This is a genomic window from Parapedobacter composti, assembly GCF_900112315.1.
GTDB lineage: Bacteria > Bacteroidota > Bacteroidia > Sphingobacteriales > Sphingobacteriaceae > Parapedobacter > Parapedobacter composti.
This window is the reverse complement of the sequence record NZ_FOLL01000015.1, coordinates 14,525-41,504: the sequence shown is the minus strand read 5'-3', so window position 1 is coordinate 41,504 and position 26,980 is coordinate 14,525. Positions and strand designations below refer to the sequence as shown.

The following is a 26,980-nucleotide window of genomic DNA, read 5'->3' as shown; positions in this document are numbered from 1 at the left end:
CCTCACTTCTGGCCCAACGTCTTCCGTATCCGGCTAAGGCTATCTTGGTGGATGGCCAAAAGCGACGCAACATACTTCAAGGGCACCTGTTGGATGACCTCCGGCTGGGTTTCCATTAGTTTCTTATAGCGCTCTTCTGCGGTCATACAAATGGCATCTATCTGATTATCCTGCAACCAGTTCAGCAACCGATCCATAATGGCCAGTTCCATATCGTACATCTTCTTCGGTATCGCTTTCTTCAATGATAGCGCGCTTGCTTTATCCCAAAGCAAGACATCGACAGTTGTCAGCGATTCTAACGCGCAGGTGGATAACTGACCACTCTGGAGGTATAACGGCGTAGACAAGAAGTAATTGGTAGAAACGATACCCAATGTGTGATCCACGCCCTTCTCTACCCGGTATAAACGGGCGATACCGCTATTCAAAAAATACAAGGTGTTGACCACCTTGCCCTGTTCCATGATGACTGTATGCGGCGGCAGAACCCGATGCTGTGTATGAGCGGCTATCAACTTGTATTCGGCGGGCGTGAAGAATATTTCATATTGCCGTGCAAAGGTGCATACAGGTTCGTAGAGCTTTCTCGGTATCATGAATCGAACACGCTCGTTTGAGCTTAGTTGCTCCCAAAATAGAAAAATAAATCGACCCGTGCAATTTCTGACATACGTCGGGTGAACACGGTCATTAGCTACGTTAATTTTGCCTTTCAAAAGGACATCACTATGAGAAAACCAACCTTACTGATTGCCGACAAGGATCATAATTTCCGGACCGAACTCCAACGCCTGATAAAAGGCCTTGGACGGAGTGCCGTGTTCTGGGAGTGTTGTAATGGGGTAGAGGCGCTTCGATACTTCAACGCCCTACAGCCCGATTTGGTTTTCATGGCCGTTGATCTACCCGGAGAGAGCGGGTTTGATGTACTTGACAAAGCGACCCACGCACCCGCCGTCGTTTTACTTTCCGATTCGTCCAATTATGCCGCAAGGGCGTTTGAGTATCATGCCTTGGACTATCTGTTGAAACCCATATCCGCAGAGCGTATGGAGCTGGCACTACGGCGGTGGGAACGGCACGCCGGTTTACAAACCGAAACGCAAAATCTTCGCGCCGCGAAGGCCAGCTACCCCTCCCGCATCTTGGTAGAAAAAGGGAAACGGCTCACCAGCATTCCGGTCAATGAAATCACCCACTTAAAAGCTGACAAAGATTATACGTGGATCCACACCATCAACGGGGAGTCCTATCTCAGCATGAATGGCATCGGCCAGCTCGAACGCAAACTAAATCCAGAATATTTCATCCGCATCCATCGTTCCTACATTGTCAACATTGATTATATCCAAGAACTTTACCGCGATATCAGCAAATTGTTTATCGCACTTCCGAACGCCGTTGAAATCAATGTGGGGCGGCATTATTTGCCCGTCATAAAGGACCTAATGTTTTGACTTCGTTACATCCGCCTGCCACGATCTGGAACCGCTATAGCCTTACCAGACGTTGGCCCGCAGGCTCGGTAGAACTACGCAAATATTCCATTGGGTAAAGCCTTGGAAAAAATCCACATGCTTGGAAGCCTACTTTTGCCATAATACAAGATCAAATAAATAATTGGGCAAATTTAATCCATATGAAAAACCAACTCTTATTAGTATGTGTAGGTCTTGCGTTAACGGCAAGCTGTAAAAAGGACAACACGGATTCTTCTGCAGGAAGCACGAGATACCTCCAACGGTTCATTACTACCGAAGGCGGATCGTCAATAACGTATACACTAACTTACGACAACAAAAACCGCCTTGTTGCTTACAACAGTGATGATGACGAATACCAAAGCAAAGTGACCTATGATGGCCATGGCAACGCGGTAAAGTTCGAACTCGAGTCTGAAGGAACAAAGCAAATCTTCGAAATCAGCTATAACAGCTCCGGCGTACCAATAAGTGCCATATCGTCGCTGTTCAATCCGGAAACCCCAGAAGATCCCTTCGAAACGGAAATCGCTTACGAGGTGACAAACGGCAAGATTAATCAAATGCTCTTTACCGATGAAACGGGGCATGAAAGTGTTTACGAATTGCGCTATACAGAAAATAACCTGACCGCGGTGACGTATACATCCGGCGGGGAAGAATTTACAATCACCTGGAAACATGGGACGAAAAAATCACCGTTCAGCGCCGCACAATTTAAGTATTTGGTAATTCCTGATCTGTTTTCCGTATTTTCCAATGAAAATGAAATAACCGAAACCATCATGGAGATTCCCGGTTTGGGTGCAGCAGTAACGCAAAAGGAAGAATACCAGTATGATGCCGAGGGATACCCTACCTCTTCGGTCATGAAAGATGAAGATGGCAACGTACTGCAGACCAGCATTTATCACTACAAACCATAAAGCAACCTAATCATTCTTCTGTACGGCATTGATTAATAAGGACTCGTTAAGAAAAGTTTGGCATTGTTTTCGCTACTGAATGCTTAGGTTTAGGTTGATAGCCCCTAACCCCATTGGGGCGACCGCCCGTCTTCGGATGGGCGGTTTTTTTGTTTTCTTCGGAACTCCCAACCTACTATAACAACCCAGCCACCCACGCCGGATAAACACCCAATACAAGCGTAATCAGTACCGCAACGATCAATACGACCCTATATTCTCCCGCCACGGCGATTTGATCGCGATCAAGGGGCCGGAAATACATAGCGACAATGACACGGAAGTAATAGAAGATCCCCATGGCCGCATTGACGGCCGCCAAGATGACCAGCAGCACCTGATAATCGGCCAGCACGCCGGAAAACATCATGAACTTACCAACAAAACCGGCAGTGAGCGGGATGCCCGCCAAAGATAACATGGCAACAGTGATAGCCAAGGCTAAGTAAGGATTTTTCTTGGCCAAGCCATTGAACGCTTCAAAATGGTCGCTTCCAGTGGCCCGCTTAACCAAAATCAGCGAACCAAAGGCTACCACGGATGCCAAGGAATAAGCGCCTGCGTATACCAATATCGACTCAGCCGACGTAGCGCCGATGGCCACGATGGCAAAAAGCATATAACCCGCATGGGATATGCTGGAATAGGCAAGCATGCGCTTGAAACTTTGCTGCACGATAGCGGTAATGTTTCCGACAAACAGCGTAACAATGGTAATGACCAGCAATACCGGCATCCAGAAATCCTGTAACGGCACAAAGCAGAACGCAAATAGCCTTAAAAAGCCCGCAAATGCGGCCGTCTTCACCACTGTACTCATAAATGTGGTAATCAATATCGGTGCGCCATCGTATACATCAGGCGTCCAGAAATGGAACGGCGCAGCGCCAACTTTAAAAGCTAAACCCACAATCAACAACAGGATACCTCCATGGAATAAGGGTGATACCCCATGCGGGTTATCCACTACATGGCTTTTGATGGCCGCCAAATCAAACGAACCGGTGGCGCCGTACAGCAGGGCAATACCGAAGAGCAGAAAGCCCGTAGAAAATGCCCCCATCAGAAAGTATTTAAGCGCCGCCTCGTTAGAAGCAAAATCCTTCTTGCGGATACCGGCCAGGATATACAGAGCAACCGACATGATCTCCATCCCGATGAACAGCATGGCGAGGTTATGGAAAGAAACCACCAACAAGGCCCCCGTCAACGAAAACAGGATAAGTGCGTAATATTCCGCCACATGCGTGCTCGCTTTATCGAAATAATTTTTCGACAGCAATAATACCAATGCCGTAACACCAACACACAATATAGAAAATGCCACGGCATATTGGTCAAAAAGCACCATCCCGTTGTAGCGGGGCTCTGCGTCCTTTGCCCAATCCGTACCGTACATAACCAGCGTTGCTACGAGGCCCAGCAAAGAAACTGGCAGCAATGCCGCTTTCGCTTTGAACAGTCCCAAGTATAGCAGCAGTATCGCTAATAAAGACAGCGTAATAATCGCACTCATGTTTTGTTTATTATCTTAATCCATCGATGCACCGCACCCCCGGAATATGCTTATTTCTATTTATTAATCAGGTTTACTTTATCAATCAAATCCGTCACTGCCGCTTCAGAAACATCCAATAGGGACTTGGGATATACGCCGATTCCGACAACCAATACCACCAGAATGGTCAACACCGCCCACTCCGTGCCCTTAACATCCGGAAAAACCGCTGTCTGTGCATTGACATCCCCGAGCATGGAGTTTTGATAGAGCCTCAACATATATACCGCTCCCAATATCAGGGTAAGGCCACCGAACGCGGCATACCATATACCATATTCGTATATCCCCAACAGTAACAGGAATTCCCCAATGAATCCGTTGGTCAGCGGCAATCCTACCGCACCCATCACCAATATCAGGAACATCACAGCGAGCGCTGGCGCAGGTTTGGCAATACCACCCATGGCTGCCAGCTCGCGCGTACCCAACCTGCGGATAACGATGTCAAGCACGAAGAACAGCCCAACCACATTGATGCCATGGTTAACCATCTGGATGATTGCTCCCTGTACGCCCTGTACGTTCCAGGCAAACACACCCGCCCCAATGAGTCCCACGTGGGCGATGGACGAGTAAGCGACCAACCGTTTAACATCCTGCTGCCTGAAAGCAATGATAGACGCGTAGACGACGCCGATGACACACAGTACCAGCGCCAATTGGCCGTAAGCGGCAAAGCCAAGAGGCGCCACGGGGATCAACCACCGGATGACCCCATAGACCCCCATTTTTAGCATAATACCCGCCAAGAGCATGGTGCCGGCCGTGGGTGCTTCAGTATACGTGTCGGGCTGCCAGGTATGGAATGGAAAAATAGGCATTTTAATAGCAAAAGCCAGAAAAAAGGCCCAGAAAATCCAGCGCTGCGTACCGGAATCCAAAGCCAACTGGTAGAACGATGCCAGCGCGTAATCGCCTGAAGGCACTTGCAGATGCAAGTAAATAATCGCCACCAGCATGAACAAACTTCCCAGAAACGTATAAATAAAAAACTTCAACGTTACACGGATGCGATTTTCACCACCCCATAAGGCACAGATAAAATAAATCGGTATCAATGCAACTTCCCATCCTACATAAAAGGCAAAGGCATCCAACGCGGTGAAAACCAGAAGCAGCCCCGCTTGCATGAAAAGTACCAACGCATAAAAACCGCCCTTGTAATCGTAATTGAATGCAGCAAGTATAATCAAGGGAATCAAACCATTGGTCAGCAGCACCAATGGCAGGCTAATACCATCGATCCCAATATGGAAATGGATACCCAATGCAGGAATCCAAGCAAAACGCTGCTCAAACTGCATGCTGGCATCCGGCACGAAGCCCACCCAAAATGGGATAGTACACGCCAAGGTGACCAATGATAACAGCAGGGCCAGCTGTTTGGCGGTCTTTGCCTGCCGCACAAAAGCGAGGACCAATGCTCCAAGGACCGGAAGTAATAAAAGTATAAATAGATTGTCCATGTACGCGATATAACTTCGTCTTGATTAACCGTTAAAAATACCGTATGCCAATAAAACAGCTACAGCAATAACCATCATGAAAATATAGAAACCCACATTGCCGCTTTGTAGCAAACGGATGCCTTTGCCGGATTCTCCCACGCTCTTGCTGAGCCCGTTGACCACCCCGTCAATACCCGCCTTATCGACTACCCGATAAAAAAATACAGACAAAGCATTAAGTGGGCGCACCACTATTGCATCATAGAGTTCATCCACATAAAACTTATGGTAAGAAAGCCGAGCCAGCAACCCGCGCGGGGCATCGTCCGCGGGCGGAAGATCTGCTTTGATAACATACTGCCGATAGGCAACGAGTGCCATCGCTAAGGCAACCAGCGCCGAAGCGGCCATGAGGATATATTCTGTGCTGTGCTCCATATGAAATTCACCGGTCTTTGCCAAGGAATCCGCAAAAACAGGAGCCAGGAAATTTGCCAATGCATGGCTTCCTCCCAATGCCGCGGGCACATTCAGCAGGCCTCCGATTGCTGCCAACACCGCCAGTACAATCAACGGTATTGTCATCGTTGCGGGCGATTCATGCAAGTGGTGTTCCTGATCGGCCGTACCCCTAAACTTTCCAAAAAAGGTAAGGAACAGCATCCTGAACATATAAAATGCGGTGAACATGGCCCCGATGAAACCGACCACCCATATCAGCCTGTTGTTACCATACACATGCAGTAAAATCTCATCCTTCGCGAAGAAACCCGAAAGGGGAGGAATCCCCGCAATAGCGATAGTGCCAACCAGCATTGTCATAAACGTCACCGGCAACGCCTTTTTTAATCCTCCCATTTTGCGCATATCCTGTTCGTCGCCCATGGCATGAATCACGGAGCCCGCCCCTAAAAACAACAATGCCTTAAAGAAGGCGTGGGTAACTACCAGGAAAAACGCACCTGTAAAAGCGCCCACACCAAGCCCCATGAACATATACCCCAATTGGGAAACAGTTGAATAGGCCAATACTTTCTTGATGTCATTTTGCGTAACCGCAATCGCCGCAGCCAGAAAGGCGGTACAGATGCCGACGGCAACAATGACCTGCAGGGTAATGGGTGAAAGCGTGAATAAGATATTGGAACGGGCAATCATATAGATACCCGCCGTCACCATTGTTGCGGCGTGAATCAGCGCAGACACGGGAGTGGGGCCGGCCATGGCATCAGGAAGCCAGGTAAACAGCGGTATCTGAGCCGACTTACCCGTAGCTGCCACAAACAGCAACAATGTAATCAATAGCAACGTGGTATCGCCCACCGGCATTTGAGCCGCTTCGGGAAATATGCCCGAAAATTCAAGCGTTCCAAAAGTGGCAAAAATCAGGAACACGGCAATAAGGAATCCCAAGTCGCCTATGCGGTTCATCACAAATGCTTTCTTCGCTGCACTGGCATAAGCCGAGTTTTTGAACCAAAACCCGATCAGCAAGTATGAGCATAGTCCCACGCCTTCCCAACCAATGAACATCACGATGTAGTTGGACCCCAATACCAGCAACAGCATGAAGAAGATAAACAGGTTCAGGTATGAAAAAAACTTAGCGAACCCCGTGTCATGCTTCATGTACCCGATGGAATACACATGGATAAGAAAGCCGATACCCGTAACGATGAGCAACATAGCTGCACTCAACGGATCCACCAACAGCGAAAGCGAAATATTTAAGCTACCGGCACGGATCCATTCGAATACCGGCTGCACAAAATTTGCTGCCTCGCCGGCTTGCCGAGCGGCGTATACCTCGGAGAATACTCCACAACTCAATAGGAAAGCGACCAACACCACGCCGCTACCGATAATACCCACAAGCGACTTGGGCAATACTTTCCTACCAAGACCATTGATTAAAAATCCTACCAATGGCAGTGCCGGAATCAACCAAATTAACGCTATCATGTTTTTTTATGGTTCAAATGTTCAAGTTAATCGTCCTCAAATTGACCAACCACCCGTTGGCAACACTTAAGTAATCTATCCGCGTAGACGGTTCAATGCATTGATATCCACCGAACGGGTATTACGGTAAACCATGACAATGATGGCCAGCCCCACCGCCACTTCGGCTGCGGCCAACGCCATGATAAAAAATACAAACACCTGTCCGGAAGCATCCCCCCAATGTACCGAAAATGCTGCCAACAGCAAGTTTACGGAATTGAGCATCAGCTCTACGGACATCATGATGATGATTACGTTACGGCGTATCAGCACGCCAATTACCCCGATAGAAAAAATAAGGCTACAAAACAGGATATAGTGATTCAACGGAACACCCTGTATATTTTGGATGACAGTTTCCATTTATGCTTTTTTTGCGTCGTTTTTGGCCAACAATACCGCACCCACCATGGCGGTCAACAATAGTATTGAAGAAATCTCAAAGGGCAGCAGAAATTCACTGAACAGCACCTTGCCCAGGTTGCCCACTAAGCCGATATCGGGGTTCTTCAGCGTCACCGGCTGCGAGGTTTCCAGCATCCTGAACGAGCCGACCAGGGTGACCAGTACGCACATGCCAGCAATGACCCCCATGAATTTAACCAGGTTGGACTTCAGTGGTTCGGTATCTTTATTCAGGTTAAGCAGCATCAGTACAAAGAGAAACAGTACCATGATGGCCCCCATATATACAATGAAATTAACAACGGCCAAGAATTGGGCATTCAACAGGACGTAATGTACGGTGAATGTAAAAAACGTGATGACCAGGTAGAGAACACTGTGTACAGGATTCTTGGCAAAGATGGTCATCAGTGCAAAAAATATAGAAAGAAAGGCGACAAAATAAAAAATACTCATGCTATTCCGTGGGGTTACTTGTAGTCAAACCTGGGTTCCACCAATTTATCTTTCCCGTAAATAAAGTCTTTGCGTAACTGCTCCGGCGGCACATGCGAACCATCCAGAAAGATGGCCTCCTTAGGACAGGCCTCTTCACAAAGGCCGCAGAAAATACACCGCAGCATATTAATCTCATATACCGCCGCATACTTTTCTTCCCGATAAAGGTTTTCTTCTCCCTTCTGGCGCTCGGCAGAGATCATCGTTATGGCTTCAGCCGGACAAGACAAGGCGCACAATCCGCATGCCGTGCACCGCTCCCGCCCTTCTTCGTCGCGCTTGAGCGAATGCATACCCCTGAAATTCTTGGAGTAAGGCCGTTGCTCCTCCGGGTACTTATACGTAACCTTAGGTTTAAAAAAATGCCTGATGGTAATGGCCAGTCCCCTTCCGATAGCGGGCAGATACATCCGCTCCCAGAAGTTCATGGGCTTTTGTTCCAGTACTTTTTTTCGATTACTCAATGATTGCATGTCACACCCTTCTTTTCTCGTTAAAAATACGTATCCTTTATGATGGTGACGATGCCTGTCAGCACAATATTAGCCACCGCCAAAGGTATTAAAATCTTCCATCCCAACCGCATCAATTGATCATACCGGAAACGGGGAAGCGTCCACCGTATCCACATGAAAAAGAAGATAAATGCCAATATTTTGATGAAAAAGGCAATTACCCCTAATATCGTTATCCAATTCTGCGATAACCCCAGCTCATTCATGAACGGGAAATTATACCCACCGAAATATAATGCGGCCATCAATGCCGAAGACACGAACATATTGATGTATTCCGCGAACATATAGAAAGCCAGCTTCATGGAGGAATACTCCACGTTATACCCGCCTATAAGTTCCGTCTCACATTCTGGCAGGTCAAACGGCACGCGGTTACATTCAGCAAAGGCACATACCATAAAAATCAAAAAGCCCAACGGTTGCACCCAGATGTTCCAATTGACAAAGCCTTCCTGCTGGGCTACAATTTCTTTCAGCGATAACGTACCGGTAACCATCAGCAACGCGATTAATGACAGCCCCAAGCCGATTTCATAGCTGATGCTCTGTGAGGCGGCACGCACGGCGCCCATAAGGGAATACTTGTTGTTGGACGCCCAGCCGCCTATCATGATGCCATATACCCCCAACGCCACCACGCCGAATATATATAGTACACCAACGTTGATATCGGTTACCTGCAGGGAAACCACCCTGTCGCCGATAACAAGCTCCTGCCCCCAAGGAATAACGGCACTGGTTATGCAAGCGGTAAACATAGCCACGGCAGGCCCCGCAATGAATAAAAATTTATGTGCTCCGGCAGGAATAATCTCCTCCTTAAAGAAAAACTTACCTCCATCGCACAGCGGCTGCAGGATACCGAAAGGCCCCGCCCGGTCCGGCCCGAAGCGCGCCTGCATAAAACCGGCCACCTTGCGCTCCACCAATGTAGAATACATGGCGATAAAGAGTGTAATGGCAAAAACAGCCACCACCAAAATCGTTTTTTCCAACAACAAAGCAGATTCCATAGTCTATCTCTTCTTGTATATTATACTTCCGCCTAACCGCTTACAATAACTGCTTCATCCGTTCAAACTGCTCCTTATTGGCTTCCTGCAACGCCAGATTCTTCTTGATCACGGCCGGCGGATTCGGATTTTCATAATGGTTCAGCGATATCACGGACGTGCGTTTCACTTGACGCGGGCCTTCGATTACCCAGTCTGACGTGGCCTTTTTATCAAACCGGCACGTGTTGCAAATGAAATCTTCCACCTCACCGTACTCGTCCTTACGGGCTGTCACACGCAACACCTCATCGCCCTTGTACCATAAGGTCACTTTGCCGCTGCATGAAGGGCAATCCCGGTGAGCTTCCACCGGTTTGGTGAACCACACCCGGTTTTTAAAACGGAACGTTTTGTCAGTCAGCGCACCAACCGGGCATACATCAATCACGTTACCGGAAAACTCATTGTCAATTGCTTTCTCGATATAAGTGGAGATCTCCGCGGCGTCGCCTCGGCCCAGCACGCCGTGCACACGCTTAGTCGTAAGCTGATCGGCCACAAAAACGCAGCGATAACACAAAATACAGCGGGTCATGTGTAACTGTACTTTATCACCGATATCAATGCGGTCAAACGTACGCCGCTCAAACTCATACCGCGTATCGGCTAACCCATGTTCATAACCCAAATCCTGAAGATGACATTCTCCAGCCTGGTCACATATCGGGCAGTCCAGCGGGTGATTGATGAGTAGCATTTCCACCACGCCCTTCCGGGCCTCGATCACTTCCGGCGATGTGATGTTCTGTACCTCCATACCATCCATCACCGTTGTACGGCAGGAAGCCACCAGTTTGGGCATCGGCCGGGGATCTTTCTCAGACCCCTTCGTTACCTTAACAAGGCAAGTACGGCATTTGCCCCCACTGCCCTGTAACTTGGAATAATAGCACATAGCTGGCGGCACAATATCCCCGCCGATTCTGCGGGCAGCGTTCAATATGGTTGTTCCCGGAGCGACCTCAACGGGAATGCCGTCTATGCTTACTTTAAACTTTACGTCTTCAGCCATTTTTTCTCCATTCAATTTTTTCAATTAGGCCACTGGCTCAAGCGGATCGGCATAATGTGCCAAGCCATAATTGCGTGTTTGTGCTTCCTGTCCATGAGTGACGTGCCATTCAAACTCATCCCTGAAATGGCGGATGGCACTGGCCACGGGCCACGCTGCCGCGTCACCCAGCGGGCAAATCGTATTGCCTTCTATTTTTTTGGATACGTCTACCAGCAGATCGATATCGCTGAACGCCCCATGCCCATGCTCAATCTTATGGAGCACTTTTTCCATCCATCCGGTACCTTCGCGGCAAGGCGAACATTGCCCGCAGCTCTCGTGGTGGTAGAAGCGTGTAAAATTCCAGGTGTTCCGCACGATGCACTGGTCTTCATCAAATACGATGAATCCCCCAGAGCCCAACATCGTACCGCTCTGGAATCCGCCATCGGCCAACGATTCATACGTCATCAGGCGCGAATCGCCTTTCAACGTTTTCAGAATAAGGTTAGCCGGCAGAATCGGTACCGAAGAACCTCCTGCGACCACCGCCTTCAGGCGTTTGCCTCCTGCTATGCCACCGCAGTATTCATCCGAATAGATGAACTCCTCGACAGGCAGACCCAACTCGATTTCGTAGACACCGGGTTTATTGATATTCCCACCTGCGGAGATCAGTTTAGTGCCCGTACTCCGCTCAATGCCTATTTTTGCATATTCTTCGCCACCATCGTTGATAATGGGGACCGTTGCCGCTATGGATTCGACGTTATTCACCACCGTGGGACAGTTGTAGAGGCCAGATACGGCGGGGAACGGTGGCTTGATGCGCGGATTCCCCCGCTTGCCTTCCAATGATTCCAGCAGTGCCGTTTCTTCACCGCAGATATAGGCACCACCGCCCGGCTGCACGTACAGCTCAAGGTCATAGCCCGAACCTAATATGTTCTTACCCAAGAAACCAGCATTTTTGGCTTCCGCGATAGCCCGTTCAAGAATACGAATCTGCGGCATCATTTCACCCCGTACATAGATATAGGATGTATTGGCACCCAGCGCATAACTTGATACAATCATGCCCTCAATCAACGCGTGCGGGATATGCGTCATCAGGAAACGGTCTTTGAATGTTCCCGGCTCGGATTCATCGGCATTGCAGACCAAGTACCTGGGTACGCCTTCCGGCTTTGCCAGAAAGCTCCATTTCATGCCCGTAGGGAACCCAGCGCCACCGCGTCCGCGCAGCCCGGATTTTTTCACTTCTTCTACTACGTCGTCGGGCGTAAGCGTTTTCAACGCCTTTTCCACAGCACGGTATCCCCCTTTTTGGCGATAAACCTCAAAGGTTTGGATACCCGGAACGTCGATATGTGTTAATAATAACTTGCGAGCCATAACAATCAGTCATTGGCTACCGGCTACCAGCCGCAGCTTTGTCTTTTAAATCCTCAATTAATTTATCGATGCTTTCCGCCGTCAGGTTCTCATAGAACGTATATTCCGGCCCAATCTGCAATACCGGCCCGTAGCCGCAGGCAGCCAAACACTCCACGCCGCGCCAGCTGAACAGGCCGTCCGGAGTAACTTCACCTTCTTTGACTCCCAGCCGGGTTTCGATGTGTTTCATGATACGCTCTGCACCTACCAGGCAACAAGGCCCTGTGCGACAGACTTCCAGCACAAATTTGCCCTGCGGCTTCAAGAAAAACATGGTATAGAACGTAGCTACCTCATACACCTCGATCGGTTCCAACTCCAGATAGGCGGCTACACTATCCATGGCCGGCACGCTCAGCCAACCATATTGAGCCTGCACTTCGTGCAATATGGGTAATAAGGCTGACTTTTGCCGCCCTTCCGGGTAGCGGGCTACGATTTCGGCAAACTTACCGAGCATCTCATCGGTAAATACCACGGGTTCATTTTCTTTGACACTAAGCATCCAGTTCTCCTGCTATGATGTTTAAGCTGCTCATGTTGATGATGGCGTCCGACAGTAACATACCACTGCTCATTGGCGCATACATCTGGTAATTGATAAATGAAGGCCTACGGAAATGCAAGCGATAGGGCGAACGCCCCCCATCACTGATCAGATAAAATCCCAGTTCACCATTAGCTCCCTCCACACAATGATACAGTTCCTTCTTTGGCGCGTCTATCTCGCCCATCACTATTTTGAAATGATAAATCAGGGCTTCCATATTGTTATAAACCTGCTCTTTTGGTGGCAGGTAAAAATCGGGCACATCCGCGTGAAAAATACCTTTTGGCTCCTTCTCAATTTTGGCAAGAGCCTGTTCAATGATACGGAGGCTTTGCCACATTTCATGATTGCGCACGAGAAAACGATCGTACACATCACCGTTCGTTCCCACCGGTATCTCAAAATCAAACTCTTCGTATGATGAGTAGGGTTCATTGGCCCGCACATCATAGTCGATTCCCGTTGCCCGCAGTATCGGGCCGCTCCAGCTGTAGTTAAGCGCAGTTTCAGCGTCAACCGCTGCCACACCAGCCGTTCGCTCGATAAAAATGCGGTTGCGCTCCAGCAGCGCCTCAAATTCCTTCAGTACAGCAGGAAACTCTTTTACGAATTGCCTGATTTTAGCGAATGCTACACCGTTAAAATCGCGTTCGAACCCGCCTATACGGCCGATGTTGGTGGTTAGCCGTGCACCGCAGATCTCTTCGAATATCTCATAGATAAACTCCCGTTTAATCATCATCGGGATAAATCCGGCAAAGGTGCCCGTATCAACCCCAAGGATACCGTTGCAGATAATATGATCGGCAATGCGTGAAAGCTCCATCACAATCACCCGCATGTATTGCACCCGTTTGGGAAGTTCAATATCGAGTAGCTTTTCTACCGTCATATGCCACCCCATATTATTGATAGGGGCCGAGCAGTAGTTTAGCCGATCAGTCAACGTAGTAATCTGGTAGTATGCCCGTCTTTCGGCAATTTTTTCAAAAGCCCTATGGATATAACCGATGGTGGACACCCCGCTGACTATCCGCTCGCCGTCTACCTGCAACACATTTTGAAATACGCCGTGCGTGGCCGGATGCGTTGGCCCCAGGTTAAGCGTAAAAAGCTCTTCCTGTAGTTCCTTATCGGCATAAATCGGCTTATTATTCGATGTCTTGCTAACTGAGTTGCTCATAATCAAGTCCCCCTATCTACCGAAGAAATAATCTTTTTTATCTACCCTGTTTGGGTCTTCCAATGGGTGTTCTTTGCGCATCGGGAAGGCTTCCATGTCATCCATATTCAAGATACGCCTCAGGTCAGGATGCCCAACGAACTGGATTCCATAAAAATCATACGTCTCGCGTTCCATCCAATTCGCCCCCTTCCAGAGCACTGTTGCCGTAGGAATAGCCGGATATGTTCCTTCCAAGAACACTTTGATTCGGATACGGATATTATTTACCAAGCTATGTAAGTGATACACCACCGCAAATTCTTTTGGCAATTCTGGATAATGCACCGCTGTGATATCCGTGAGGTAAATGAACTGCAGCTCTTCATCGGTTTTCAGGAGCTCCAAAACATCAAGAATATCCTCTTTATTGGTTTCGATTGTCAGTAAGCCGTAGGCTTCTTCAAGTTGGCTGAAGCGCCCCTCAAACCGCTTATTAAGGCACTCTACAACCCTCTCATTACTTAGTTTAGCCATTGGTATGAAATCCGTATTTCTCTAACAGCGCTTTATATTCCGGCGTTTGCCGTCTATTCAACGATTCATTCTTTACAATCTCCTGCAATTGCATGACGCCGTCCAAGATAGCCTCTGGTCTGGGCGGGCAGCCCGGCACATAAACGTCCACCGGGATGATTTCATCTATGCCTTGCAGCACGGAATACGTATCAAATATACCACCACTGGAGGCGCACGCCCCCACGGCTATCACCCAACGGGGTTCAGCCATCTGCGAATATACTTGGCGGAGCACAGGAGCCATCTTTTTGGCAATCGTACCCATTACCATCAACATATCCGCCTGGCGGGGCGAAAAACTATTCCGTTCCATACCGAACCGTCCGGCATCATATGTCGCCGCCATGGTCGCCATAAACTCAATGCCACAGCATGACGTGGCAAAAGGAAGCGGCCACAGCGAGTTGGCCCGCGCCAACCCAATCACCTTATCCAGCGAAGTAGCAAAAAACCCGGAGCCTTGAATGCCGGGAGGAGCCTCGGCCAATTTTATGTCGCTCATAGCTAACTCCTAACCTTTCTAAATAAAAAAACCTACCAGAAACATCTGATAGGTACAAAGCTACGATATATTGTCCTTTTAACGGGCCAATAATCTTATTTAGAAACAGTCTAATATCCCGTCAATCCCATTCCAGCACGCGTTTTTTGATGACATAAATGAAGCCGAGGAGCAGTAATCCCATAAAGATGAACATTTCAATCAAGCCTGACAAACCGAACTCCCGGAAGTTCACCGCCCAGGGATACATGAATATAACCTCAATATCGAAAATTACGAAGAGAATGGCCACAATGAAATATTTGATAGAAAACGGTTGGCGGGCATTGCCGATAACCTCCACCCCCGATTCAAACGCCCCCAACTTGGTATCCGTGCGGACCTTCGGCCCGATAACGTGTGTCAGCAAAATCACTCCCACCGAAAATACCACCGCAACACCGAACTGGATCAATATGGGCAAATAATCACTTGGCAAATTAGACACTTCTGTTTCCATGATTCCTTACTGCATTTTAATGAAAGACACCATCAATCGTGCCTGCAAAGCTAAAAAAATAAAGCGCTAATTTCAAGATTAGCGCTTTATTATAATCATACAAGACAATAGACCGGATATTATCGGCTGGTATTGCCGGTTGAAGTCGAAGCCTGCTCGAGATACATCAATGTCTGTTTCGCGTACTCGTTTGCCGGGTCCAGCTTCAGTGTTTCGTTCAGGTAATCCCGGGCTTGTTGGTATTCACCGTTTTTCGCAGCGATAGCAGCCAAGTTATTATAAATTTCAATGAAATTATTCTTGGCTTTTTGCACGTCTGCATCACCTTTTTCTTTAACCACTTCAATATATTTCAAGAAGTAGGGGACAGCCAATCCCTGTGGCTTTTCACTGTCGTCCAACAGATTGTTTATCCGTGCCCTGAACAGATAAGCATCTTGGGTAGTTGGGGCCTTTTCAATTACAAGGCCGAGCGCGGTGTCCGCCTTACGAAGCCATTCGGTGCGGGCCGGTTCTTCAGCCAACTGCTTGGTTGCCACACCATAATAGGTGGCAAAACCAACATAGAAATTGTCGTAGACATGATTTCTGGAAGTCGGTGTTGACGCAGGAATTTCAAAAACCTTTGCCGCCAAAGCATACTTCCGCTTATTGGTAACAAGATCCATACCCACCTCATGCAAATCATCGGCTATAGAGGAATCCGCAGCGACCGCCTTTTTCAATTGCGCAATGCCTTCATCAAAGAGCGCTTCGTCAACCGGTTCTTTCTCCACGGCAAGACCAATGTCTACAAGTCCGAGATGCAAATAATCCCTGGGGATAATCCGCTCTGCCTCCATACGCGTAAACAGCTTCTCCAAGGCATCTTTACTTTCTTGAAACTGCTTATTTTCATACGCCGCATATCCGAGATAACGCAATACTTTCGGGTTAACATCTTCCAGCTCAGCGAGCGCCCGCGCTTGTTCCTGCAGTTCGGTATAATCCCTCGCATAGACCAAGAAGTCGGCATAACGGATACGGGAATCTACCGTATAGTCCGTTTTGTCCATATACTGCTTGTAATACTCTACAGCTTGCTTATTGCGTTCTTTATAGTCATCGATTGATGTGGCCTGAACAGCCCATGCATGATAGGTTTCAGCCAGCTCACGGTATGTCGGTGCATAATCTGGCACCTCTTCTGCAATCTGCTTCAGGCCGTCAATCGCCTCCTGCCAAGCATGGGAACCCCGCACAATCACCTGCATCTGTACCCTGGCACGCGTAAGCGTATTATCCAATGTAGATGCTTCACGATAATTTACATACGCTTTACTCGCATCTTTCATTGCCAGATAAGCATCTCCTAAGGCCAGTGGAATCATCGGATCCTGCGCGTTTTTAGCCTTTGCTTGATCCAAATACTGCACGGCCTTCTGATAATCAGGCTCTGGGGCGTCGATGTACGCCCGCCCGATGTGGTATAACTCCAAATATTCTTTCCGCCTTAACTTCGCGGTTGCCTCGGCAAATTTCGCAGCAGCGCTGCTGGCATCATCTTTATACAAATCGACCATTCCCTGCCCAACCTTGTTCAGGTTGTTCTTCGGATCGGCCGCTAAACCCTGGTCAAAAACCGTCTTGGCCGAATCAAGGTGATCATTATGTATATACACAAGCCCTAAATAAAAGTAATTCTCTCCATCCTTGGGCTTGTTCTTCACCAGCGTTTCCAACATTCCCTTAGCCTGGGCATACTGTTCCGCATCAATGGCCTTCCTCGCATCACTCACACTTTGCGCCCGTGCACCGGTAATCACAAAAGCAAGGGATATACCCCATATCATTGCTTTCTTCATCATTTTAATCCTATTTAGTTTAACCTATATTTCCCTATATCGAGTTGCCGTCCATGGCAACAAATTCATGGGCATCCGCCCGCCTTTCTACCTGCCCCTATCTAATTATAATTTCCCTCGGCGGCAGGCTATCCGGCATTAATCCTGATTTGAGAACAATCCGTTGCCCTGTCACGCCGGTTAAAAACGCTGCAAACCCCATACCCAAACTCCGGCGAGGCTCAGCATTGATCACATAAACCGGGCGGGATAGCGGATAACGTCCTTCGGCCAATACTGATTGAGAGGGCTTATAATACCCATCATCACCATTCTTACCGGCCTGATTCCTCACGGCCAACACCTTCACACCATCCACGTACCGCGCCAAACTGCTATCCGGCCTCACAATCCAATTAATCCCCAGAACACCTACCGACTGAGGCGTTTCATACACATGTTTCAGCACTTCAGCGTTAGACTTCAATGCATATACGCCTGTAGAAGGTAGCGAATCCACCTCAGCCAACGCTTTCAAGAAACGAACCGTACTGGAATTCGGGTTATCGAAAACTAATCGACCCACCCGGTCCGCCGACTGTTTCCCCTGCATTATCCGTACAATATCATCCACGGTGATCACCGAATCAGGATTCCCTTTATTCACAATCAGTGCCACGGCATCCGTTGCAAACTGATGCACGCGTGGCTCAAACTGCCGTGTCTCAAAGAACTTTTTTTCCTCTTCCGTTAGCAGCCTTGTCAGCACTACAACTTCCGCTGACTGGTTCAGCAGCTTAGCTACCACCTGGTTTTCCGGCGCGTCTGACAGTACCACGTCCACCCGCCTGTACAGGTGTTCAAAAACCGTCACCTGCTCTTCCATAATAGGAAGCAGGCTCTCATCTGTCAGCACATTCAACTGCCCGCTTACGATGGTCCTGTCCTCCCTGGGTTCCCCGCTGTTGCAGGACCATAAGCAGCACGCTGCGCCAAAAACGAGTGGTAATAATAGCAATTTTTTCATAGCTATGAAAAAAAAACCGGTTTTTCAAAAAAATCCCGCCGCCCGTCTCCCCTTGTCACCTGCTTTGCCATAGCCGCACGAATCGGAAAAATGAATATACCACCAGTAACACTCCAAAAAGCACCCGGTATGTGCTTTCCATACGGATCGGAAATTCCTTCCAAAAGATAATCACCACACCAAGTGCGAAATAAAAGCCAAACATAAACAGGCCCAAAACAGACAGAAACCGCTTACTGGGCGATTTCTGTCTGCCGTTATTGTCACTGTGATAACTTGGTGCCAATATACCTACTGTTGGATGTTAAGCCGGATGGGCAGTGTATAGGCCACCCGTACGGGCCGACCGTTCTGCACACCTGGCTGCCATTTCTTGGCCTTCTTAAGCAACTCTATTGCTGCTTCGCCCGTGCCATACTTCAAGTCTCTTACAACCTTCAGGTCGGTGAGGCTTCCATCGCGCTCTACCACAAACGAAATTTGCACCAATCCATTCACGCCGGCTTCGATAGCGGCCTGCGGATAACGGTAATTGTCACCTACCCATTTCATGAACGCGGCCATACCACCGGGCGGTTGCGGCTGAACTTCCACGGAGTGGAAGATTTCATTGCTTGATCCCGATTCGGTTACTTCAGCGTCAAGCTCACCTTCACCTACAGGCAAATCGATGCGGATATCCGCATTGGGATCTCCCTCTATCGTTTTCGACCCCGGATCCGCCAGCTTCAACTGCTCAACCGTAGGAGGTTCTTCGTCGCGAACTTCCTCCGCCGGAACTACTTTGGGTTCAGGCATCCGCACCTGATCCACCCTTGGTGGTGGCGGCTCAACAGGAGGAGGGGGAGGGGGTTCTTCCTCATTCACGGGCGGCGGCTCTGATAGCTCCACCACCGTTTCGATAACCCTTTCCGTTTCCACCTCCGATGCATCTTCAACGCCGATCCACCTTGCGATAGCCGGCGCCATCAACAGCAAGACGAAGGCAACGGTCGACACGACCAGCCCAATATTGGTAGCCTTCGGCGAAAGGTTACGCAGGTCATACGCCCCGTATTCCTTGTTCCGCCCCTCGAACACCACATCGAGCCATTCTTTCTTAAAAATATCTAACTTCGATCCAAACATAATCTATTGTTTTATGTGGTGACTATCAATCGTTATATAAACCGTCCCGTTTCAAGGCTTCGATTTCCGGCTCGCTGATGGTCCCGATCATATATTGCTTAGCCTCCACGATATTCATCTCATCCAAGATATCCACCAAATTCCGGTGGGTTGCTTTTTCACTCGGACGAATCACAATGATTAAGCCCTGACCGGTCTTTTGTTGCACTTCCTGCATTTTTTTGAGCAGTATCGGGCGTATTCCATCCTTTCCATAGTCAGCAATCTCAGGCCCTTCTATGGGCTCGCTATACTGGCCTAAGTACCATTCAATTTTGTTGTTGGATCCTAAAAGGAGCGTCAAGGTGCGGTTGTCCGCTACTTCCAGCCTATCTTCCGGATCTTCTTCATTCTTGTCTGGCATGGCCACATCCATGGCGTTCGGTTTATTCAATGAGGTGGTAAGCATAAAGAACGTAATCAGCAAGAAAGCCAAATCCACCATGGCTGTCAGGTCTACCCGACCGCCCTGCTTTTTACTTCTTACCTTGCCACCGCCCTTTTTACCACCGCCACTATCTTGATTTAATTCTGCCATTGCATTAAAATCTTAATCTGTTTTTAAAAACTCCCCATTAAAAATCCGAACTACGCAGGCTGGTAAGCAAGCTGAACTTGTTTACGCCCTGGCTCTGAAGGATGTCAATTGCCTGCTTGATAGCGGGATACTTCTCATTGGCATCTCCCCTGATCGAAAGCCGCATTTCTTCATTCTTAAGCTCCTTGGTTGCCACGCGTGCTGAATAAATCCAATGGAACAGCTGATTGGACAGGTCCTTGGTAGTGTCTGCAGGTATTCCGGGCTGGAGCCCCGGGCGAACCCGGTCACTCGGTTCCATATTGATCACCTGCTTAAGGTTCCCTATGGGTACACCGAATGTTTCCATCAACGAGAATTCTGCCTTTTCCTCAGCAGTGAATGGAACGCTATACTTCTCAGACATTAACTCGAGCATCCGGGACCGGATATCCCGCCCTTTAACGCCAAAGAACAGCTTCCCATTATCCCCCACGGTAATAAGTCCGAGATTTTCGTCGGGCACCTTCACCTGTGTAACAGAGGCTGGGGTATCCACCTGTAACGGCTCCTGCGGACGGGCCGTAGCCGTCAATATAAAAAATGTGAGCAGCAAGAAAGACACATCGCACATTGCCGTCATGTCTATTGTCGTACTGGCTCGTTTAACTTTTACCCTTGGCATAATCGTACTTTTTACTACTCGTTACTGATAAGATGCACATTCATCCGGTTTTCCATAAACCGGATGAAATTTCCTATTTATGACTGGCTGCGTACGTCTGTACAATCGAGAAACCAGCCTCATCAATAGAGTACGTCAATGTATCGATTTTCGAGGTGAAGATATTATAGAATACGATCGCAAAGGTAGAAGTAGCGATACCGGTTGCTGTACACATCAACGCTTCAGAGATACCGTTTGCCAACTGTGCAGAGTCCGGAGCCCCACCGGTAGCCAATGCAGCAAATGCACGGATCATCCCGGTAACTGTACCCAACAGACCAGTCAGTGTACCAATGGAAACCAAGGTAGCCATAATCGTCAGGTTTTTCTCCAGCATCGGCATCTCCAACGCTGTAGCTTCTTCAATTTCCTTCTGGATAGCTACCGTAGCTTGCTCGATGTCAAGATTAGGATTAGCCGATACGTCTTTATATTTCAACAAACCTGATTTGATAACGTTGGCCACAGAACCTTTTTGCTTGTCACACTCTGCGATAGCGGAATCAATATTACCACCACCTATCAGCGACTGTATTTTCCGCACAAAGTTGCCTACGTTTCCTTTTCCAGAAGCTCTTCCGATTACGATAAAGCGCTCTATAGCGAACATAAACACCATCAAAAACAATGATAATAAGACGGGGATTACCGGCCCGCCATGATACATCATACCGTAATAGTTACCCGGAAGGGGCTGGTTCTCCGGATTGTTGTCTATAAAGTTGGACGGATCGCCCAGAATGAATTTATAAACACATATCCCTACAATGAAACAGAAAATAATTGCCAGACTTGCAAAAACATTCGAACTTGAATTGCTCTTCTCTTTTGCTGTACTTGTTTTTGGTGCGTTTGCCATTTTTTTTGAATTTTTAGATTTTAATGTTGTTAAATATGATTTTTAAGTAATTTGTGCAAATTAACCTTAATACCCTCATATAAGGGCAAAGCAAATATAGTGTTTTAAACTAAAAACAAAACGTTTGTCAATAATTGTCAGTAAATCTTATCATACTAAGGAGTGCGCAGCAGCAGCATCAACACCTCCCCGACAAAACATGCTTCTGTAATGCGGAAGCAATTTTTTTACAATGAAAACTATTTTTTTTTGTAATTGCAAATTAATCATTAAATATCTCTTTTTGGTAAATTGGGTTATCCACCCACTTGTTTAGCCCGATATCCGGCGTCTAACAGCAATTGCAAGACGCGCTGCTTAAAATCGCCTTGTATGATGATTTCGCCATCTTTAGCACTTCCGCCCACACCACATTGCTGTTTAAGCCGCTTTCCCAACGCCTCCAAATCGGCCTGCGTACCCACAAACCCCGTTACCAAGGTGACCACCTTCCCGCCGCGCATCTTCCGGTCCAACATCACCCGAAGCTGCTGCTGTTGATTGGGCAGCGTCACTTCTTCTTGCGTTGATTCCTCTTCTTGATAAACGAAATTATCGGCCGTGGAATATACAACACCTGTATATTTTTGTTTCTTTTTTTTCATTGCATCTAACAGATAATTCTCAATGTACTTGGATTCACTTCGATGTCCAACACCGGGCCTAATGCTTTGGGTTCGCCGTCCACATGCACGGCATCGGCGGATTCGCGGACGATGCGGATTTGCCTGCCGGGAATAATTTCTACATACTCGGATTGATCAGCCGTTTTATTGAACAAGTGGAATACCATCATCGGAAAAATATACAGCGGAAATTTATGTATGATACACACATCCAATATACCGTCCGTAACGGATGCCTGCGGAGCCACATGCGCATTGTTGCCGTATTGCGGGGAATTCGCTACGCTGATCATCAACGCTTCTCGTTCCAAGGATTGTCCGTCGATGGTTAACCGGTAATGCTGGGGCTTATAGGTACTGATTTCGGTCATGACAGCCTTCAGGTAACCGATAGCCCCCCGTATATTGTCGTTCGCAAAACGATCACTTACAGACGCGTCGAATCCGATGCCCGCCATATTGAAAAAAAGTAATCCGTTAATGCTTCCGCTATCAATAACCATGCTTTCCATCCGGTTTAACCTGCGCACCGCCGCTCGTTCATTAAGTGGGATACCCAAGTACAACGCCAGTCCGTTGCCCGATCCCTCGGGTACAATTCCCAACGCCGTAGACGTGCCATTCAGCGCCGAGGCAATTTCATTAATGGTGCCGTCGCCCCCCACTGCCACAACCACGTCCACCCCGTCGGCTACTGCCTCAGCCCCCAGTTCATAAGCGTGGTTAGCATACTGGGTACACACAAACTCCGCATCGTACAAAGAAGTATCCAGGTCTTCAAGCGCACGTTTTTCGAAGCCTTTTTTCTTCTTCCCACCGGATATCGGATTTACCACAAAGAGCACCCGCTTCTTTCCCATGTCAGATTGGTCCGTATTTAGCACCACAAATGTATCAGCATAAACGTTAAATTTTGATAAGTGTTGTAACAATTGATAAAAATTTAATATTGGACCCCCAGATTCCGCGGTACTGGCCACGAACCGGAACCCCATCATTTTGAAAACCATAAAAGTATCGTAGCTTTGCATCGCAAATAGAACACCACTATGCCTTATTTATTCACTTCAGAGTCCGTTTCGGAAGGACATCCCGATAAAATAGCGGATCAGATTTCCGATGCGCTAATCGATAACTTTTTGGCTTGGGACCCCGACTCCCGGGTAGCCATCGAAACATTGGTCACTACCGGCCAAGTTGTGCTTGCTGGCGAAGTAAAATCAACGGTATATATTGATGTACCCAAAATCGCTCGTTCGGTTATTGAGCGTATCGGCTACACGAAATCCGAATATATGTTTGAAGCCCATTCCTGCGGCGTGTTATCGGCCATCCACGAGCAATCGCCCGACATCAATCAAGGGGTAGACCGGAAAGAGAAGCAGGAGCAGGGAGCCGGAGACCAGGGCATCATGTTTGGTTATGCCAATAACGAAACCGATAACCTGATGCCGTTAGCGCTAGATCTCGCCCATAGGTTGTTATATGAGCTTGCCGCTTTACGCCGTGAAAACAAAGATATCACCTACCTACGGCCGGATTCCAAGGCTCAGGTAACACTTGAATATGACGATAACCACAGGCCAAGCCGTATCGATGCCATTGTTGTGTCTACACAACACGATGAGTTCGGAACAGAAGCTGCTATGCTTGAAAAAATCAAATCGGACATCATTAATATTCTCATACCCAGGGTTAAGTCTCAGCTCAAGCCTGAATTACAACAATTATTTACTGACGACATTAAGTACCATATCAACCCGACGGGTAAGTTTGTCATCGGCGGACCACATGGAGACACCGGTCTTACCGGCCGTAAAATCATCGTAGATACCTATGGCGGAAAGGGCGGCCATGGCGGCGGTGCCTTTTCGGGCAAGGATCCTTCAAAAGTGGACCGTTCGGCGGCTTACGCAACGCGCCACATCGCAAAAAACCTGGTGGCTGCCGGTGTTGCCGATGAGCTATTGGTACAGATATCCTATGCCATTGGTGTGAAGGATCCCATCGGAATTTATGTCAACACCTACGGCACGGCCAAGGTTAACCTGTCTGACGCCGAAATCGCGGAAAAAATCCACGAACTGTTTGATATGACGCCTTATGGTATCGAAACCCGCCTAAAGTTGCGCAACCCTATCTATTCCGAAACGGCGGCTTACGGCCATATGGGCCGGGTTCCGCAAACCGTCACCAAAACATTTGAAAACAGCAACGGCGAAACCAAAACCCTGGAAGTGGAGCTGTTCACCTGGGAAAAGCTTGATTATGTCGACAAGGTTAAAGCTGCTTTCAGCCTTTGACGGCCGGTAACGCAGACCGGCCGCTCCTTTAAAGCGTTGCTGCTGACGTGACGGCCTGTCTGTTTATTTTCTTCACCAGCCCCTGCAACACATTGCCCGGCCCAACCTCCGTGAAGGATGCTGCGCCGTCTTCAACCATATGCAGGATGCTCTGTGTCCAACGCACCGGTCCGGTAAGCTGGTCGATAAGGTTTCGCTTGATAGCCTCCGGATCAGCGTGCGGCTTTGCATCAATATTCTGATAAACCGCACATACCGGCTTTTTAATTTCCACCTCCGCGATGGCCGCTTCCAGTTCTACCTTTGCCGACTCCATCAGGGGCGAATGGAACGCTCCGCCCACATTGAGCTTAAGCGCACGCTTAGCTCCAGCTTCCAAGAGCAGTTCACAGGCCCTATCTACACCTGCAATTGTTCCGGAAATCACCAGTTGGCCGGGACAATTATAATTGGCTGGCACCACCACATCGCTTATGCGCTGACAAATATCTTCCACGGTAAAGTCGTCCAGCCCAAGGACGGCAGCCATGGTAGACGGCTGGATTTCCGTAGCTTTCTGCATCGCATTAGCCCGTGCAGCCACCAGTTTCAAGCCGTCTTCAAAGCTTAGCGCCCCCGCTGCCACCAAAGCCGAAAATTCGCCCAGAGAATGTCCCGCCACCATCTGTGGATCAAACGCCTTGCCGAGTGCTTTAGCTAATATTACTGAATGCAGGAAAATGGCCGGTTGTGTAACTTTCGTTTGCTTGAGATCTTCATCTGTACCTTCAAACATGACATCGGTAATTCGGAAGCCGAGCAGTTCGTTTGCCTGTTCGAATAAGAACCTGGTCTCATCATTATGGTCATACAGGTCTTTCCCCATGCCTACAAATTGGGCTCCTTGCCCCGGAAATATATACGCTTTCTTCATCTTTCGTTCAGTTTATTAATCTATACAATGCTTCCAAATGGGACAAATATAGGGAATATGCCGACACTTGCCGACCGATTTCAGATTTCGTCTGGATTCGGAACGCGAATTTGCTAAATTAGCGTATCCATGACACGAAAAATTATATACTGTACCCTACTATTAGCGTTAGCCTCGGTAGCTGCGCAGGCCCAATGGACCGACAGCACGCATTACTATATACAACTCTCTTCTACCAATTCCATCAATCGGGCATCGGATAAAAGTGCTTACCTTTTTAATAATGGGCTACGCTTTTCGATCCGAAAAGAATATATAAGCCTCAACCTGAATAACAACTGGCTTTATGGAAAACAAGATGGGACGACGACGAATAACGACTACTCGGCTACTTTGGACGCAAATTTCTATCGCTCGGGCCGGAGATTTTTCTATTGGGGGTTGGCTAACTATAACACCAGTTTATCGCTCAACATCAAAAACCAATTGCTTGCCGGCGCTGGTGTAGCTTACAGCTTTTTCGATAACGAAACCGCTTATCTTAACCTAAGCGACGGCTTTCTTTTCGATACGAGCAGTATTTTGGTTGACAACCGGCATGTGGACTACCAAACCATCCGTAATTCGTTCCGGTTAGCGTATAAATTTGTAATCAAGTCGTTGGTCGTACTGCAAGGAAGTAATTTCTACCAGCCTTCGCTCCGTGACGGCAAGGATTTTAACATCCGCCTTAACAATGACATTACATTCCAGCTTAGCCGCTGGCTTAATCTAAAAGCAGCGCTCGTTTACAACCGGGTTAACCGCACGCGCAGCGAAAACCTGTTATTTACCTATGGCCTTTCGTTTGAGCGATACTTTTAGTCGCTCAACGGTATTCGAGGGCGGTAATTGCCGCGGTCGGATTATCCTGTAAGCTGCACTACGGTAATCCGGTTACCATATAAATCGGCACAATGGAAAAACCTGCTTCCCTCGGCGTCTTTAATAGGTTCGAGGATGGTCACACCATTGTTCAGCACATGCTCATACACTTTTTGGCATTCATCGGTATACAGCACCAATGTAGGCTGCCCGCCCGTCTGATTTCCCAGCAGGGCCTTTTGCGCCGTGTCGGCACGCAAGAACCAGATACCGTTCTGCTCATCGCCCTGAAAGCGGACATGGAGATACCGTTCTCCGTCTGGCATGACGGCATCAAATAGCTTTTCGCAAAAGAAATTCTGCCGATAAAACTCAAAAGCCTCGTCATAGTCGGCTACTAAAATGATGGTTCTGCCTAGTCGAATATGCATAATTTATTGTTGTAACCCTTTAT

At 48.2% G+C, this 26,980-nt stretch carries 29 protein-coding genes; 4 read left to right on the top strand and 25 right to left on the bottom strand.

Features of this window, described 5'->3' with window-relative positions; genetic code table 11:
• Nucleotides 1–2: 2 nt before the first annotated feature.
• Nucleotides 3–599 (bottom strand): Crp/Fnr family transcriptional regulator, encoded by a 597-nt coding sequence (locus BM030_RS14625; protein WP_090974356.1) that lies wholly within the window; start codon nt 597–599, stop codon nt 3–5.
• A gap of 132 nt (nt 600–731) precedes the next feature.
• On the opposite strand from BM030_RS14625, the gene BM030_RS14620 reads away from it, so the two are divergent.
• The gene (locus BM030_RS14620; RefSeq protein ID WP_090974355.1) at nt 732–1,460 is read left to right on the top strand and encodes a LytR/AlgR family response regulator transcription factor; all 729 of its coding nucleotides are present in this window, start codon (nt 732–734) and stop codon (nt 1,458–1,460) included.
• A 182-nt stretch (nt 1,461–1,642) separates the two neighbouring features.
• On the top strand, nt 1,643–2,410 hold the full coding sequence (locus BM030_RS14615) for a hypothetical protein (RefSeq protein WP_090974354.1): 768 nt from the start codon (nt 1,643–1,645) through the stop codon (nt 2,408–2,410).
• 175 nt (nt 2,411–2,585) lie between these two features.
• Here the strand turns inward: BM030_RS14615 and BM030_RS14610 are convergent, their stop codons facing one another.
• From BM030_RS14610 to BM030_RS14500, 22 genes are all read right to left on the bottom strand, one after another.
• Nucleotides 2,586–3,965, bottom strand: coding sequence for an NADH-quinone oxidoreductase subunit N (locus BM030_RS14610; protein WP_090974353.1), 1,380 nt, complete (start codon nt 3,963–3,965; stop codon nt 2,586–2,588).
• 56 nt (nt 3,966–4,021) lie between these two features.
• Nucleotides 4,022–5,476, bottom strand: coding sequence for a complex I subunit 4 family protein (locus BM030_RS14605; protein WP_090974352.1), 1,455 nt, complete (start codon nt 5,474–5,476; stop codon nt 4,022–4,024).
• 24 nt (nt 5,477–5,500) lie between these two features.
• Nucleotides 5,501–7,420 carry an NADH-quinone oxidoreductase subunit L gene (gene nuoL, locus BM030_RS14600; RefSeq protein ID WP_090974351.1) on the bottom strand — a complete coding sequence of 640 codons (1,920 nt, stop codon included), beginning with the start codon at nt 7,418–7,420 and terminating at the stop codon, nt 5,501–5,503.
• A gap of 75 nt (nt 7,421–7,495) precedes the next feature.
• On the bottom strand, nt 7,496–7,825 hold the full coding sequence (gene nuoK / locus BM030_RS14595) for an NADH-quinone oxidoreductase subunit NuoK (RefSeq protein WP_090974350.1): 330 nt from the start codon (nt 7,823–7,825) through the stop codon (nt 7,496–7,498).
• A complete protein-coding gene (locus BM030_RS14590) occupies nt 7,826–8,323 on the bottom strand; it encodes an NADH-quinone oxidoreductase subunit J family protein (protein WP_090974349.1) in 498 nt (165 codons plus the stop codon).
• 14 nt (nt 8,324–8,337) lie between these two features.
• Complete coding sequence (locus BM030_RS14585; RefSeq protein WP_090974348.1) at nt 8,338–8,838, bottom strand: NuoI/complex I 23 kDa subunit family protein; 501 nt, start codon at nt 8,836–8,838, stop codon at nt 8,338–8,340.
• A gap of 20 nt (nt 8,839–8,858) precedes the next feature.
• The gene (nuoH, locus tag BM030_RS14580) at nt 8,859–9,896 is read right to left on the bottom strand and encodes an NADH-quinone oxidoreductase subunit NuoH (RefSeq protein ID WP_090974347.1); all 1,038 of its coding nucleotides are present in this window, start codon (nt 9,894–9,896) and stop codon (nt 8,859–8,861) included.
• Nucleotides 9,897–9,936: 40 nt separating this feature from the next.
• A complete protein-coding gene (locus BM030_RS14575) occupies nt 9,937–10,950 on the bottom strand; it encodes an NADH-quinone oxidoreductase subunit G (protein WP_090974431.1) in 1,014 nt (337 codons plus the stop codon).
• A gap of 24 nt (nt 10,951–10,974) precedes the next feature.
• Nucleotides 10,975–12,327: an NADH-quinone oxidoreductase subunit NuoF gene (nuoF, locus tag BM030_RS14570; protein WP_090974346.1), complete on the bottom strand. Its 1,353-nt coding sequence runs from the start codon at nt 12,325–12,327 to the stop codon at nt 10,975–10,977.
• A 16-nt stretch (nt 12,328–12,343) separates the two neighbouring features.
• A complete protein-coding gene (locus BM030_RS14565; RefSeq protein ID WP_090974345.1) occupies nt 12,344–12,874 on the bottom strand; it encodes an NADH-quinone oxidoreductase subunit NuoE family protein in 531 nt (176 codons plus the stop codon).
• Nucleotides 12,867–14,102 carry an NADH-quinone oxidoreductase subunit D gene (locus tag BM030_RS14560; RefSeq protein WP_090974344.1) on the bottom strand — a complete coding sequence of 412 codons (1,236 nt, stop codon included), beginning with the start codon at nt 14,100–14,102 and terminating at the stop codon, nt 12,867–12,869. Before BM030_RS14560 ends, BM030_RS14565 begins: the two co-directional genes overlap by 8 nt.
• A gap of 12 nt (nt 14,103–14,114) precedes the next feature.
• The gene (locus tag BM030_RS14555) at nt 14,115–14,618 is read right to left on the bottom strand and encodes an NADH-quinone oxidoreductase subunit C (RefSeq protein ID WP_090974343.1); all 504 of its coding nucleotides are present in this window, start codon (nt 14,616–14,618) and stop codon (nt 14,115–14,117) included.
• Entirely contained in the window at nt 14,611–15,162 is a 552-nt protein-coding gene (locus BM030_RS14550; RefSeq protein ID WP_090974342.1) for an NADH-quinone oxidoreductase subunit B, read from the bottom strand. The genes BM030_RS14555 and BM030_RS14550 overlap by 8 nt, the downstream gene beginning before the upstream one ends.
• A gap of 121 nt (nt 15,163–15,283) precedes the next feature.
• On the bottom strand, nt 15,284–15,661 hold the full coding sequence (locus BM030_RS14545; protein ID WP_090974341.1) for an NADH-quinone oxidoreductase subunit A: 378 nt from the start codon (nt 15,659–15,661) through the stop codon (nt 15,284–15,286).
• A gap of 119 nt (nt 15,662–15,780) precedes the next feature.
• The gene (locus BM030_RS14540) at nt 15,781–17,508 is read right to left on the bottom strand and encodes a tetratricopeptide repeat protein (RefSeq protein ID WP_090974340.1); all 1,728 of its coding nucleotides are present in this window, start codon (nt 17,506–17,508) and stop codon (nt 15,781–15,783) included.
• 94 nt (nt 17,509–17,602) lie between these two features.
• Complete coding sequence (locus tag BM030_RS14535) at nt 17,603–18,511, bottom strand: PstS family phosphate ABC transporter substrate-binding protein (protein ID WP_090974339.1); 909 nt, start codon at nt 18,509–18,511, stop codon at nt 17,603–17,605.
• A gap of 291 nt (nt 18,512–18,802) precedes the next feature.
• The gene (locus BM030_RS14525) at nt 18,803–19,639 is read right to left on the bottom strand and encodes an energy transducer TonB (RefSeq protein WP_090974337.1); all 837 of its coding nucleotides are present in this window, start codon (nt 19,637–19,639) and stop codon (nt 18,803–18,805) included.
• Nucleotides 19,640–19,664: 25 nt separating this feature from the next.
• The gene (locus tag BM030_RS14520) at nt 19,665–20,216 is read right to left on the bottom strand and encodes an ExbD/TolR family protein (RefSeq protein WP_090974336.1); all 552 of its coding nucleotides are present in this window, start codon (nt 20,214–20,216) and stop codon (nt 19,665–19,667) included.
• A gap of 37 nt (nt 20,217–20,253) precedes the next feature.
• A complete protein-coding gene (locus BM030_RS14515) occupies nt 20,254–20,880 on the bottom strand; it encodes an ExbD/TolR family protein (RefSeq protein WP_090974335.1) in 627 nt (208 codons plus the stop codon).
• 73 nt (nt 20,881–20,953) lie between these two features.
• A complete protein-coding gene (locus BM030_RS14510; protein WP_090974334.1) occupies nt 20,954–21,781 on the bottom strand; it encodes a MotA/TolQ/ExbB proton channel family protein in 828 nt (275 codons plus the stop codon).
• 296 nt (nt 21,782–22,077) lie between these two features.
• Entirely contained in the window at nt 22,078–22,425 is a 348-nt protein-coding gene (locus tag BM030_RS14505; protein WP_170845751.1) for a translation initiation factor, read from the bottom strand.
• Nucleotides 22,426–22,430: 5 nt separating this feature from the next.
• Nucleotides 22,431–23,306, bottom strand: a complete 876-nt coding sequence (locus tag BM030_RS14500) for a diacylglycerol/lipid kinase family protein (RefSeq protein WP_090974430.1) — start codon at nt 23,304–23,306, stop codon at nt 22,431–22,433.
• 189 nt (nt 23,307–23,495) lie between these two features.
• On the opposite strand from BM030_RS14500, the gene metK reads away from it, so the two are divergent.
• Nucleotides 23,496–24,749: a methionine adenosyltransferase gene (metK, locus tag BM030_RS14495; protein ID WP_090974332.1), complete on the top strand. Its 1,254-nt coding sequence runs from the start codon at nt 23,496–23,498 to the stop codon at nt 24,747–24,749.
• 28 nt (nt 24,750–24,777) lie between these two features.
• Here the strand turns inward: metK and fabD are convergent, their stop codons facing one another.
• Nucleotides 24,778–25,662, bottom strand: a complete 885-nt coding sequence (gene fabD / locus BM030_RS14490; protein WP_090974331.1) for an ACP S-malonyltransferase — start codon at nt 25,660–25,662, stop codon at nt 24,778–24,780.
• Nucleotides 25,663–25,791: 129 nt separating this feature from the next.
• Between fabD and BM030_RS14485 the strand changes: the two genes are divergently transcribed.
• Nucleotides 25,792–26,526: a DUF481 domain-containing protein gene (locus tag BM030_RS14485; RefSeq protein WP_090974330.1), complete on the top strand. Its 735-nt coding sequence runs from the start codon at nt 25,792–25,794 to the stop codon at nt 26,524–26,526.
• Between the two features lie 41 nt (nt 26,527–26,567).
• Here the strand turns inward: BM030_RS14485 and BM030_RS14480 are convergent, their stop codons facing one another.
• Complete coding sequence (locus BM030_RS14480) at nt 26,568–26,957, bottom strand: VOC family protein (protein WP_090974329.1); 390 nt, start codon at nt 26,955–26,957, stop codon at nt 26,568–26,570.
• Between the last annotated feature and the right edge of the window lie 23 nt (nt 26,958–26,980).